Consider the following 12918-nt stretch of genomic DNA (forward strand, 5'->3'; position numbering starts at 1 on the left):
AACAAAAACGCTAGTTCCCATTTAACGGAACTAGCGTTTTCTTATAGTTATACGGACCCTTCCAATACTTGTTTTACGAGCGTTACAAGTTCTGAAGGACTAAAAGGCTTAGGCATGAAGTAATCCGCTCCAAAATGAGCAGCTAAGTCTCTATCTGATTGCTGGGCTTTGGCAGTTAGCATAATAATTGGAATCCCAAGATTGAGTGGCTGTAAGCGTTCCAACAACTCCGGCCCAGTCAATTTAGGCATCATGTAGTCGAGGAGTATGACATCAAAATGACCAGTTACAGCCTTGTCGAGCCCTTCTTGTCCGTCTTGCGCTTCTTCCACCGCATATCCTTCAAAAGAAAGCGTATCAGCGATTAGCATCCTTAAAATTTCTTCATCATCGACCACCAATATCTTCTTGCCTTCTTCCATGAGCGATCCTCCTGGTGTAGCCAATTTTGTATTAAAACAATCTGGATGACAAGTTCTGGATGCGGGATAAAATCTCATTCTTTTGGAATGGTTTCATCATATAATCATCAGCACCGAGCCATAGTGCAGACTTAATGTCTTGGTCACTCGTTCGGGCCGTCATCATCGAGACCAGGATATTATTTGTATCAGGTCTTCGCTTGAGACGTTCTAATACTTCCAGTCCATCCATACCCGGCATTATCCCATCTAGCAGGATAATGAAGTTCGTGTCAGGATCATACCAATCTGCTGCTAAAAATGAAACTCCGTCTTCAAACAACTTCACCGATAACTCAATGTCCGGCAAACTCCATCCGCTTAGTTCCTCTTCCAACATTGTACGAATAAGAAGATCATCGTCGATAATAATGACTTGAAGTTTACGTTTTACTTCTACTTGATTCTTATCAAAAATAACACTTTGATTTCGTCCTGTGCGCTTAGCCTGATAAAGTGCTTGGTCAGCTTCAATAAGAAGCATTTCTAGCCTTCCTTCATATTCTGCTATTCCTGCAGAAAACGTCACGGAAAATGATTTGTCTCCTTCTTCAAACACAACTCCATTAAAGGATTCATGCAATCGTTCTACGAAAGTATGCGCTTCGTCTTTGCCACCAGAAATGAGCATGGCAAACTCTTCGCCACCGTAACGGAAGATATAGTCAGTCTCTCGTTTTTCTGCCAGAGCGATCCTGCTGAAGTTTTTAAGCACTTCATCACCTGTATGATGTCCATATGTATCATTTACACTCTTAAAATGATCTAAGTCTATCATAACGACTGAGAAAGGAATTCCTGAGCGTAATGTTAGCCGTTCACAATACTTCAGCATCTCATCCAAACGCTTCCGATTACCTACGCCAGTTAATCCGTCTGTTGTAATGGATTGACTAATCGCTTTCCTCAATTTATCCCTATTGAATAAGTAAGGCAAAAATACGTTCAGGTCAAATGGCTTGCGGATGAAATCCATCAAGCCTGCTGTATATGCCTGACCAATGACTTCATCTGAATGGTTACTGCTCATTAATATAGAAACCACATGTCGGTCACTGGCAGTATCACGGATTTTTTCAAACACATCCAAACCTGTCATATCCGGGAGTTGCAGATCGATCATCACCATGTTTGGTTGCATATCGTAAAATTGCTGAATACCACGCGTGCCGTTCATGGCGACAAGTACTTGGGCACCGAGCTGTTCCAGCAATTCTTTAACAAATGAGACAAACTCTAAATCATCATCAATGAGTAAGATGAAAGTATCCTGGTCGAAATGATTCACGGATAAGTCTGGCAATACAAGATCCCGTCTTTTCTTCTCGTTCCCATTTGCCAGTAATCGAATGTTCTTTTTAAAATTTTTTAATGATGAAATTGGTATACCCGCTTCATCATCTGGGGACAAGATTTCTAAATGTGCATCGCAAAATTCAGCTAGGGGCTGAAGACCAATCGTTCCTGCTGTCCCCTTCAATGTATGAAGAAATGCATAGAGTTCTGACTCGTTCACTATTTTCTTGTTACCCCATTGTGTAAAAGAATCTTCAATCTTTTCAGCCAGTAGTTTTCGATATTTTTCGTAATCCACCCCTACACCTCCCCGTCCCAACTACGGTAGATCTTCTCTTTATCCCCTTTATACATGAAACATCATTCCTTTTAAAAAAACTGAAGCCCTTTTATATCCAGGAACTTCAGTTCTTCGTAAAATATCGTTAGTCTAATCCCATTTCTTGCGTAACCACATTGACAATCCTTGTGCTGTAACTTTCACATGCTTCCGTTGTAGGTGCCTCCACCATCACACGAACTAGTGGCTCTGTACCTGAAGGTCGCACGAGAACCCGTCCTTCTCCAGCCATTTCAACTTCCACTTCGTTGATAATCATAGCGACCTTGGCGTTATCCGTCACTGCATGCTTATCCGTCACTCGGATATTCACAAGCTTTTGAGGATAAATCGTCATCCCACTCGTCAACTCAGATAACTTCTTACCTGTTCTCTTCATAATATTCACAAGTTGGAGTCCAGTGATGAGACCGTCTCCTGTTGTATTGTAGTCCAGCAAAACAATATGTCCCGACTGTTCTCCGCCAAGATTGTAGTTGCCTCTTCTCATTTCTTCTACTACATACCGATCACCTACAGCTGTTTGGGTACTTTGGATTCCTTGGTCATCTAACGCTTTGTAGAATCCAAGATTACTCATAACTGTAGAAACAACCGTATCTGAGTTCAACGCGCCTTTAGAATGAAGATAGGTTCCAATTACATACATAATCTGGTCTCCATCAACAATTGTACCTGTTTCGTCAACTGCGATTAAACGATCCCCATCACCATCAAATGCGAGTCCGATTTGGGCGTTTTTCTCAAGGACTAGTTTAGCCAGTTCTTCAGGGTGTGTAGAGCCAACCCCGTCATTAATGTTCAATCCATTTGGGGATGCCCCCATCGTAGTGAGATCGGCTTCTAAATCTGCAAAAACGTGTGTCGCAATCGTAGAAGTTGCACCATGTGCACAATCGAGTACAACGTGCATACCTTCAAAATCACCATCTATTGTTTGTTTCAAATACTGATTGTATTTTTGACAGCCTTCGAAGTATTCTGTAATGGTGCCTACATCGCCACCAGTTGGACGCGGTAAGGTATCTATCTCCGCATTTAAGAGCTGCTCAATTTCAGATTCAAGATCGTCCGATAGCTTAAAGCCATCTGCTCCAAAGAATTTAATACCATTATCTTCGACTGGATTATGTGAAGCTGAAATCATAACACCCGCTTGAGCATTCATTGCTCTTGTTAAATAGGCGACTCCTGGTGTACTGATTACACCCAGTGTCATGACTTCGACTCCTGTTGACAAAAGCCCTGCGATTAACGCACTCTCTAACATTTGACCAGAAATACGGGTATCTTTTCCAACAAGAACACGTGCTACTTCCGTTGAATGTTGCGTGAGGACGTGACCACCAAAACGACCTAACTTAAATGCCAACTCTGGAGTCAATTCTGAATTTGCAACGCCTCTTACACCATCCGTACCGAAATACTTAGTCATTTTCATTCTCCCTTTCGATCCTAGCCATTCTGCGTACTTTACGCGTGTTCAACCATTACTGTAATATCTTTAAAATTCACTTCATAATGAACGTCTGGTGGTACTTGCACAAAAACGGGGAGGACATGGTCTCCTACATGGTTCACACGTTTCGCATCAGCAAATACTATAACATCCGATTCAGTAAGGGCATCGATTATTTTCTCTTCGCCTGTTACCGTAACGGCCGCTACTCCATCTGAAGGCTTAACGATATTCCCTGTAAGACTCTTGTCTAGACCTTGTATCCCAATATTTATACCAGTGAATTCACGAGTCTTTTTAGTAATTGCTGTAGGTTCCTGTTCATTGAAGGATGGTTCTTCTGTTGTGACATCCGAATTCGTAGATCCTTCAGAGGTAGGCAGACTGGCCTGATCATCTTCTTTATCGTCGTCAGCCTTTTCCTTTTCTCCTTCTGAAGATACTTTGACATCGATATTGACGTTTATTTTATCAACAGACATTTTCAGTATCCCTTTAGGTTTCGGCAATTCAATCGATTGCTTCCCACTTCCGGACAGCTCGCTTACATCTACATCCACGTTCAGCTGATCGATGGCATCTACCGTTTTACGGGGACCATACAAGGTAACCATTTCTTCATCGGTTGTTAAGGAATTGACGGTAACTCCTTCTTTTGTTTTCCCCTTTTGCTTTACGGAAATCGGTACCTCTTTATGATACGCTTCTACATGCACTTTTACAGTGACTTCTTCTGGTTCAATAGAAACATTCAACTTATTCAAATCCCGATCGAGTACTCGAACTCTTCCTTTTTGCTCGAACGATTTGTTGATCCCATTATCACCAGTTACAGAAACTTTTACAAAATTAATGGAATCCACAACACTTTTCGCGCCCGTCACTTCTATCGTCGATGGATCCACTTCCATTTTCGCCAGTTCATAATCATCTGCCAGTAACTTATCATTCATTTCCGGATCCACTCTAAATGATTGTGTAACTTTCTCTTCAATGTTCACTTCTATGGTCGCTGGATCCAATTCGACTTTGATTTTATCCGAAATATTTTCAGTCTGAATTTGAACCGTGTGACTTCCCATAGGCATGCTCCTCAAATCGACTTTCAAAGTAAAGTCTTTAAGCAATTTCGTTTTTTGCACTATAGTCGCCGGCCCTTTAATGGTCATATTAACCGTTTCAGGTACCCCTGTAACCACTAAGTTTTCGTTGTCGTAGTAAACCTCCACGGGTACATCACCAATAATATCCATCGAGTCCCCTGCATTTGCAAGAGATGATTTTTCTTGGTCTGCACGCACAGAAAAGAAGAGAAATAGTGCAAGTGCGAGTGCCGTTAATCGCAGAAACCAAGGACTATCCATGAATTTATCCATTTTTCCTCTTCCCCCATTTCCAAATGGAGTTTACAGCGCTAACCGCTGTAGTGTCTTCGAACCATGCGAGACGTACGATCTTTTCAAATTCTTCCATCGTGACATTACGATTAATATCCCCGTCAATTGTCACACTCACTGCTCCGGTTTCTTCTGAAACAATAATTGTAAAGGCATCTGTGACTTCACTAATTCCCAATGCCGCTCTGTGGCGTGTTCCTAGTTCCTTTGAAATGAATGGACTTTCGGAAAGCGGTAAATAACATGCCGCTGCAGCAATTTTGTTTTTCTGAACGATAACTGCCCCATCATGCAACGGTGTATTGGGAATAAAGATATTGATAATTAATTCAGAGGAAATATCTGAATTCATCGCTATGCCCGTCTCAATATATTCACTGAGTCCTGTTTCTTTTTCGACTGTTATAAGTGCACCAATTCGGCGTTTCGCCATATAACTTACTGACTTAGTAAATGCACTAATTAGGCGATCCCGCTCTTCTTCCTCTTGCATTTGATTTCGAGCAAACAATCGCCCACGACCTAGCTGTTCAAGTGCACGACGCAATTCAGGCTGGAATATAATAATAACCGCAAGGAACCCCCATGTCAGAACTTGCTCTACCATCCATTTCAAAGTGTCGAGTCCAAGTAAGTCTGTCAATATCCGAACAATTAAAATGACAAATATTCCTTTTAACAGCTGTACAGCTTTTGTACCTTTGATAATTGTGATGAGTTTATACACAACAAACCAAACGAGAAGCACATCCAAAATGGCTTTCAAGACTTCAACAGCATTCATATTTGTAACTATTCCCCAATCAGGCATGCGCTTCCCCTACCTTTACAGACAATTTTTCACTTATTTAAGTATACCATAGAGCACACTTTACATGCTGTACTTAGACGGGAATATAAGCTTTCAAGTTCCCGTAATTACTGAAAAAGCGATCGGCATAATTGCACGTCGCTCACTCAGTTTCTTGCTTTTCAACTTTTTCAGGGGTCAGTCCTTTGAATGCAGTTTTGATCTTATACCATAACCAGTCGAATAGCTCATCGATTTCTTCAATGTTCCCCGTTACTACGGCAGTAGAAGCCATGTACTTCTCTCCCCGTATGACAGTTACATTGCCATCCACTTCTCCCTCAATACGTATATCCCCGTTTTTCACGACAAGGTCTCCCTTAATCACTTCACCAGCCGGGACGACAACTGTATCCCCTTCAATCACGAGGTTTGGTTGCATCGTAACTGAAAAATGATCGTTTGTATTGTAACTTGAAAATAGTGCTGCACTCATCAAAATGAGAAATAACGCTGCTGCAGACAACAATGGATGTCGGCGTAACCAACGATTTACTCCTTTCTTCTTTTTGTGCTGTGTACTTTGTGGCAATCGAGCCATGACTCCCTCTGCAAATCCAATAGGTGCTTGCATCGGGTCTGCGAGTTCAAGAAGCGCGACCGCATCACTTAATTCCTCAAAAAGTATTTGGCACTCTTCGCATGTAGCTAGATGTTCGTTCAGTACCTGCTCTTGTTCAGGAGAGATTTCTCCATCCAGGTACTCGTGCATATACTGGACAACTTCAATTGGACAATTAGTCATCCTTACCCCTCCTACATTGTACCTATCTGTTTTCGTAAAGCGTCCCGCCCTCGATGCACACGTGTTTTTACAGTGCCCAGCGGTAAATCTAATATGTCGGCAATCTCTTGGAGTGGTAGTTCTTCCATGTACCTTAGCGTTATGACAGAACGATACTTTTCCGGCAAACGTCCGACCTCGTATTGAACACGTTCTTGTGTCTCCATACGTTCGACTTCCTCTTCGGGCAAATCTTCAGCAGCTGCAATTTGTGAGTACATATCGAGTCCTTCTGTACCAGGAACTTGCGCATCTAAGGAATAATCTGGTTTCTTTTTCCGAATCCTATCAATGCAAAGGTTTGTCGCAATTCGAAAAATCCAAGTTGAGAATTTCCGCTTTTGGTCAAATGTATGCAAATTAGAATACGCCCTCACAAAAGCCTCTTGCGCGATATCTTGTGCCTCTTCCCGACTACCGAGCATCCTGTAACAGACATGATATAAGCGGTGCTGAAACAGCAGTACAATTTCTTCAAAAGAATCCTGATTTCCTTTCAGCACTTCATTTATTCGTTTATTGATCAATTCATCCAACGAGTCTCATCCTCCGCTTCTGCTGCGGCTGTCCCTTCTATACGGATGAAGGGGTCTACAGGTTTCATTAAATATAAATTCATTTTACCAAACAACACAAAATATTTCCTCACTATTTACAATACGGTAAAAAAAAAGTGACATGCAATAGGTTGCATGTCGCTTTTCACTCTATTATTTTCAATTTAAAAAACTGCGTTTGTCCGGTACTATATAAGTTTTTCGCCAAATAACGAACCAATTAGTCCGACAGCTACGTCAGCAGTCGCATTCTTATCATCCAAGATTGGATTCACTTCTACAAACTCCGCAGAAGTTAGCAATCCTGAATCTTGAAGCATCTCCATTGCTAAATGACTTTCCCGATAGCTGATTCCACCTGGTACTGGCGTTCCAACACCTGGCGTATAAAGTGGGTCTAATCCGTCCAAGTCCAGTGACAAATGAAGACCGTCAATATTTTTAGATGTTAAATAGTCGATAGCCTGATTCATAACAGACGTCATACCGTCCCTATCTATTTCGTGCATGGTGAACACGTTAATCCCCAAATCCTTAATCACTTCGCGTTCGCCAGGATCTACAGAACGTGCTCCGATGATAACGACGTTTTCAGGTTTGATTTTTTGACCTTTTTTATAGATGTTTACAAGCCGATCATGGCCCATTCCAAGGCTGACTGCTAGAGGCATCCCGTGAATATTGCCAGAAGGAGATGTTTTCTCAGTATTGATATCAGCGTGCGCATCATACCAGATAACTCCTAGATTATTGTATTTCTCTGAAAGTCCTGCAAGTGTACCAATTGCCATGCTATGATCACCGCCGAAAACAAGCGGGAACTGTCCAGTCTTCGTCAACTCTGCCACACGTTCAGCAAGATCCGTACATGCATTTGTAACTTCATCCAGGTTTTTCAACCCATCGCTGTCATGCCCAACGCGCTCTCCTGTTGGAATAGCGATATCTCCTGTATCTGTCACTTGATGACCAATCGCTTCAAGACGAGGTACGGCACCCGCGTAACGAATTGCACTAGGCCCCATATCTACGCCTCTACGGCTTTGTCCATAATCAAGCGGAACCCCTACCAATGAAATGTTCAAATTCTTCTTCATATCTCTTTTCCCCCTGAAGTTTTCTTTGTCTACATTTATATTGTAACCGCTTCATTCTATTGACTCAACCAAGCAATATATTGAATATTTATTCAATAGGTCGTCGTGTTTTTGTAAAGTTATTGAGGAGTCCTGCTATCTCAGACGCTGGAAGTGGTCGGCTATAAAAATAGCCCTGCCCCTCCCTACAACCTAGACGCTTAACAATTTCTGCTTGGCCCACAGTCTCAATTCCTTCCGCTATGACTTTCATTCCAGCAGTATCCGCCATGGTGACGATCGCTTTAATAATCGCCCGGCTATTTTCACTCGTTTCAACATCGCGGACAAAAGACATGTCTATCTTCAATGTTTCCGCAGGAAATTCTTTTATATAGCTGAACGAACTAAACCCTGTTCCAAAATCATCGATGGATACAACAAATCCAAGATCTCGCAACTGCCTAAGAGATGAACTCATTTCTAAACGATCAGCAAAAGCACTTTCCGTTACTTCCATTTCAATGGTCGCAGGATCTACACCTGTTTTCTCCATAAGATTTCGAACAAATGGAATGAGATCCGGACTCTCTAATTGAACTGCCGAGAGGTTGACTGCAACCGTGATCGGACATGTACGCATAACCTGAAGTTGCTTCGCTTTGATAAATGCCTCTTCTAAGATCCATTCTCCAAGAGGAATAATAATCCTAGTTTCTTCTGCAAGTCCTATGAACTTGTCAGGAGGGATTCTTCCAAGATCAGGGTGTTGCCATCTCACTAACGCTTCAAAACCAACGATTTCCTCCTGATCCAAGTTCACTTTCGGCTGATACTCTAATATGAAATGTCCCTCTTTTACGCTTTTTCGAAGCTCGTTCTCCAGAATAATTCTATCCAATGATTTCGAGTACATATCTGGTACAAAAATAGCGCTTCCTGAGCCACCTTGTTTCTTCACATACTGCATCGCTTGCTCTGTCGTTGTAATCCAACCTGGCACTTCAGTAGCGTGGAGAGGATAAACAGATAATCCACAACTGACAGATGGGTTATACAATTGTCCTGCCACTTCAACAGGTGTTTCAATTATTTTTTGCAAATCGCGAGTCCATTCGAGTAGTTCAGTGGTGGACTTTTCACTTTTCATTACAAAAGCAAATTCATCCCCAGCTGTTCGCCCGCATACTGCCCCATTCAGATGCAACGTGAGGCGCTCTGCTATTTTCTTAATGATCTCATCACCCCGATCATGACCAAAAGTTTCGTTCGCATAACGTAACTTGTCAATGTTGACATGGACTAGACCAAGTAACTCTTCCGTCTGTTTCACACGATCGATTTCAACAAACAGCTCTTTTAAAAAGGCTCTTCGATTTAACAATCCTGTTAGTTGGTCGATGGATGCTAAATCTAAAATAAGTTGTTCCTGCTTTTTTGTCACGGTGTTATCGTGCATGACTAAAACGCTGTATCCTGCATATTCCCCTTCAGGTGTTATACGTGACAAACTTCCGCTCATTTGTAAGATACAATTTATGTTTACTTTCAAACGAAATTCAACCGACACTTCGTGCACATCTGTTTGATTGACCCGTTGAAGAGCTTTTTTCACGTTGACTCGATCCTCTTCTATCATTGCATGCAATACGTTGGGGTTTTTGCCACCCATTAACTTTTCTACTGAAGGCGATTGGTAGTGAATCATGCCACCCGTATCCACGACAGCAATGTAGTCACCCGAGTTCTCCGTAATCAGCCGATACAATTCTGCCTGTTTTCGCAATGATGCTTCTATGCCTTTCTTTTCAGTAATGTTGTGTCGAATAGAAATATATTGTTCAGGAATCCCTTTTTCGTTTAGGAAAGGGACAATATTCGTATCCACCCAATAGAGAGAACCATCTTTAGCGCGATTGCAGATCTCACCTCTCCAGATCTGTCCTTGGCCAATTGTTTTCCACATTTCCTTAAAAAATGTTTTAGGATGATATCCTGAATTGACGATACGCTGATTCGCTCCTATGAGCTCATCTTGAGAGTACTTTGAAAGGTTTGAGAAAAACTCATTTGCATAAATAATTTCCCCAGTTCTATCGGTAATTGCTACAATCGCTGAATTGTCTATTGCAAAAACGATGTCGTTCAACAACTGCGAAACTTCAAAGTGTTGATGACGATTAATTAGGTTACGAATCATATCTTGATGGTCCGTCATATAACACCTCTTTCATCCAGGACACACCTGGGGCTTTGCATAATTTTATTGATGTCTACAAAACAAAAAAGACCCTTTCCGTTAAGTCAAGGAAGGATCAAGGAACGGCTTATTATAATTATCGGTTCAGCTTTACAACTTTTCAAAAAATCATTTTTTGAATTATTCAAGGTTTGTGGACATATACTAAATGGTGTTTTCACTACTGGAGTGGTTTGGTTTGGATTGGATTAATCATTTTCTGTATGGTGTTTGTTGCAAGTAATTAAAAAATGGCTGGGGTAGCTGGATTCGAACCAACGAGTGACGGAGTCAAAGTCCGTTGCCTTACCGCTTGGCTATACCCCAATAATTAAAAAAATCGGCTCATCTCTGCGCCGGAGTACTACAAATTAGGATAACCACTATTATTAGAAACTATACATGAAAAATGGTGGTGGGGGACGGATTCGAACCGCCGAACCCGGAGGGAGCGGATTTACAGTCCGCCGCGTTTAGCCACTTCGCTACCCCACCATTGATTAATTATAAATAAGCGTGCATGGCGACATCGCTTATCTGCTATGTATTACTGGAACAAACATGGTGACCCCTACGGGATTCGAACCCGTGTTACCGCCGTGAAAGGGCGGTGTCTTAACCGCTTGACCAAGGGGCCGGAATAACCGCTAAACCGCCGCCAACTGTTCAGTACAGATTACTGGAGCTTCCAACCGGATTCGAACCGGTGACCTCTTCCTTACCATGGAAGCACTCTACCTACTGAGCTATGGAAGCATAGGCATGGAAAATGGCTCCGCAGGTAGGACTCGAACCTACGACCGATCGATTAACAGTCGATTGCTCTACCACTGAGCTACTGCGGAATAATATAATTAGCTTTTATGGAACAACGAAAATTATACCAGAACTTCAAAATATAGCAATAGTTTTTTTCGCGTTCTTTCGTCTATTGACGACTTTTACATAATAGCATGTGATGCGCATAACGGTCAAGCCTTCATCATAAAGTACAGTAAACATGTTGAAAGGAGCTTTTTGTGCTAAAAAAAATAGGTTGGATCATGATTATTTGTATGCTAACTCTCGTATTATGGCCCTCTTTCATTACAGCTCCGCAACTATTGAGTGTGTTTAAACTGACAGAAGAACCTGATGTCATCGTTAGAGGCACATCCGGCTCCGCACTGACCCTGGATATTTCTTTTGGCGATTCTGCTCTTGAAAACTGGATTGCAGATCTAGAAGCCCCCTATCCTTTGTTACTAGTGGATACCGCTTGGGCTAAGCGCTTCCCAGACTCTTCTGAACTCATTCGTAAAAAGAATATCCCGGTTGCTCTTTTGGGTAAAAAAGGAGCCGTCTATGAAGAAGATTCTACCCTTTTAACTAAGCAGCTAGAAGAATTCACTATTCTATTCGAGAAAAGACCTCTTTGGTTCCGTACAAGCGATGAAGTATTTCCAAAACTACTTCAAGAATCCTTATGGAAGCATGAAATAAATGCTCTCGGTTCCACTTTACGTTGGAAGGGTGGTAAACTCCCTTCCCACAAAAAAGGAGAAATATTGACCATTGCCCTAGAGCGCAAGGGCAAAACAACTTTAGATGACATTGATCGTTTACTAGACAGCCGTGAATTTCACTCTGTGGAAGATGTACTATTTGCGACAAATGTCAAAACCAAAAAGATTCCCGAATAACAAAAGACGCGCAGCTAACGATTTTCGTTAGTGTGCGTCTTTTGTTATTTTGCATTCGCAGCTTTTTGTTTTCTACGCTCGGCTTTTCGTGCATCTAATTTTAGTTTGTCCTCATCAGACTTTCGATTGTACTTGGGAAGTGCAAGTAGTTGATAAGCATTCACCGCAACAAGAGGGAATAACATAATTGTCACCCATGTGTCGACTTCGCCATTGCGAACCATCAACGCTGGCAACCACTCTATAGTTGTAATGACAATCATGAAAAACAATGCAGAGATTAGAATATGCTTTTTTGTCCACTGTGCTTTGAACCATGCCGTTACTACAGCAGTACCTACTAGTATTGCAAGCAATACCATATAGAGAACAGTACGTCCTGTATCGTCTGAAGTAAGACGGAATCTGAAAAACACTAAGTCAAACAGAACGATGACAATTAATAACATTTGCACCCAGTTCCAGAGTGTCAACGTTCTAAACAGATTGACTCCGAACTGATGGATGGTTAAATAAGCGAAGAAGCCCATTTGTGCGATAACACTCATCGTAAAGCCTAGAAATACCATCCATAAAAAAGCACCTAAAAACTGAAAAAACTCACCTGTTGATAAATATGAGTAAAAAAAGTCCCAACGAACAATTAGTCCGACAAGTCCTGTAATTCCGCCTCCCAAGAGCAGAGCGCGTATAAAAAATTTCATCCAATTTCGTATAGTCACAACAGCGTTCCCCCGTTTTAATTACTAATTATAGTGTAACAGCGATTTATCGAAA

Annotated in this window: 11 protein-coding genes and 5 tRNA genes; 1 reads left to right on the forward strand and 15 read right to left on the reverse strand. The window is 41.7% G+C overall.

All coding sequences use genetic code 11. From position 1 onward, the window contains the following. Nucleotides 1-47: 47 nt before the first annotated feature. From DVB69_RS07745 to DVB69_RS07810, 14 genes are all read right to left on the reverse strand, one after another. Nucleotides 48-422 (reverse strand): response regulator transcription factor, encoded by a 375-nt coding sequence (locus tag DVB69_RS07745; protein WP_116018272.1) that lies wholly within the window; start codon nucleotides 420-422, stop codon nucleotides 48-50. A 31-nt stretch (nucleotides 423-453) separates the two neighbouring features. Next, nucleotides 454-2055 (reverse strand): diguanylate cyclase, encoded by a 1602-nt coding sequence (locus DVB69_RS07750; protein ID WP_116018274.1) that lies wholly within the window; start codon nucleotides 2053-2055, stop codon nucleotides 454-456. A 127-nt stretch (nucleotides 2056-2182) separates the two neighbouring features. Beyond that, nucleotides 2183-3532: a phosphoglucosamine mutase gene (glmM, locus tag DVB69_RS07755; protein ID WP_116018276.1), complete on the reverse strand. Its 1350-nt coding sequence runs from the start codon at nucleotides 3530-3532 to the stop codon at nucleotides 2183-2185. Nucleotides 3533-3570: 38 nt separating this feature from the next. Further along, the gene (locus DVB69_RS07760; protein ID WP_116018278.1) at nucleotides 3571-4932 is read right to left on the reverse strand and encodes a CdaR family protein; all 1362 of its coding nucleotides are present in this window, start codon (nucleotides 4930-4932) and stop codon (nucleotides 3571-3573) included. Beyond that, a complete protein-coding gene (cdaA, locus tag DVB69_RS07765) occupies nucleotides 4925-5764 on the reverse strand; it encodes a diadenylate cyclase CdaA (protein ID WP_116018280.1) in 840 nt (279 codons plus the stop codon). Before cdaA ends, DVB69_RS07760 begins: the two co-directional genes overlap by 8 nt. A gap of 142 nt (nucleotides 5765-5906) precedes the next feature. Further along, entirely contained in the window at nucleotides 5907-6548 is a 642-nt protein-coding gene (locus DVB69_RS07770) for an anti-sigma factor family protein (RefSeq protein WP_116018282.1), read from the reverse strand. Between the two features lie 11 nt (nucleotides 6549-6559). After that, entirely contained in the window at nucleotides 6560-7123 is a 564-nt protein-coding gene (gene sigW / locus DVB69_RS07775) for an RNA polymerase sigma factor SigW (protein WP_116018284.1), read from the reverse strand. A 209-nt stretch (nucleotides 7124-7332) separates the two neighbouring features. Next, entirely contained in the window at nucleotides 7333-8241 is a 909-nt protein-coding gene (rocF, locus tag DVB69_RS07780; protein ID WP_116018286.1) for an arginase, read from the reverse strand. A gap of 88 nt (nucleotides 8242-8329) precedes the next feature. Further along, complete coding sequence (locus DVB69_RS07785; protein ID WP_116018288.1) at nucleotides 8330-10438, reverse strand: sensor domain-containing protein; 2109 nt, start codon at nucleotides 10436-10438, stop codon at nucleotides 8330-8332. A gap of 273 nt (nucleotides 10439-10711) precedes the next feature. After that, nucleotides 10712-10786, reverse strand: a tRNA-Gln gene (locus DVB69_RS07790). An 83-nt stretch (nucleotides 10787-10869) separates the two neighbouring features. Next, nucleotides 10870-10954 (reverse strand) — tRNA-Tyr (locus tag DVB69_RS07795). Between the two features lie 67 nt (nucleotides 10955-11021). Next, nucleotides 11022-11096: transfer RNA gene (locus DVB69_RS07800), tRNA-Glu, on the reverse strand. 43 nt (nucleotides 11097-11139) lie between these two features. After that, a tRNA-Thr gene (locus tag DVB69_RS07805) sits at nucleotides 11140-11215 on the reverse strand. Nucleotides 11216-11229: 14 nt separating this feature from the next. Next, a tRNA-Asn gene (locus tag DVB69_RS07810) sits at nucleotides 11230-11304 on the reverse strand. Nucleotides 11305-11478: 174 nt separating this feature from the next. Between DVB69_RS07810 and DVB69_RS07815 the strand changes: the two genes are divergently transcribed. Further along, nucleotides 11479-12141 carry a hypothetical protein gene (locus DVB69_RS07815; protein WP_116018290.1) on the forward strand — a complete coding sequence of 221 codons (663 nt, stop codon included), beginning with the start codon at nucleotides 11479-11481 and terminating at the stop codon, nucleotides 12139-12141. 44 nt (nucleotides 12142-12185) lie between these two features. On the opposite strand, the gene DVB69_RS07820 is transcribed toward DVB69_RS07815, so the two are convergent. Further along, nucleotides 12186-12863 (reverse strand): KinB-signaling pathway activation protein, encoded by a 678-nt coding sequence (locus tag DVB69_RS07820; protein ID WP_116018292.1) that lies wholly within the window; start codon nucleotides 12861-12863, stop codon nucleotides 12186-12188. Between the last annotated feature and the right edge of the window lie 55 nt (nucleotides 12864-12918).

This window comes from Sporosarcina sp. BI001-red (assembly GCF_003384035.1).
GTDB lineage: Bacteria > Bacillota > Bacilli > Bacillales_A > Planococcaceae > Sporosarcina.

What these genes read in the sequence shown, in the direction of transcription:
- DVB69_RS07745 (WP_116018272.1), bottom strand. Translation starts at nt 422, where the DNA reads ATGGAAGAAGGCAAGAAGATATTGGTGGTCGATGATGAAGAAATTTTA.
- glmM (WP_116018276.1), bottom strand. Translation starts at nt 3,532, where the DNA reads ATGACTAAGTATTTCGGTACGGATGGTGTAAGAGGCGTTGCAAATTCA.
- DVB69_RS07760 (WP_116018278.1), bottom strand. Translation starts at nt 4,932, where the DNA reads ATGGATAAATTCATGGATAGTCCTTGGTTTCTGCGATTAACGGCACTC.
- cdaA (WP_116018280.1), bottom strand. Translation starts at nt 5,764, where the DNA reads ATGCCTGATTGGGGAATAGTTACAAATATGAATGCTGTTGAAGTCTTG.
- DVB69_RS07770 (WP_116018282.1), bottom strand. Translation starts at nt 6,548, where the DNA reads ATGACTAATTGTCCAATTGAAGTTGTCCAGTATATGCACGAGTACCTG.
- rocF (WP_116018286.1), bottom strand. Translation starts at nt 8,241, where the DNA reads ATGAAGAAGAATTTGAACATTTCATTGGTAGGGGTTCCGCTTGATTAT.
- DVB69_RS07785 (WP_116018288.1), bottom strand. Translation starts at nt 10,438, where the DNA reads ATGACGGACCATCAAGATATGATTCGTAACCTAATTAATCGTCATCAA.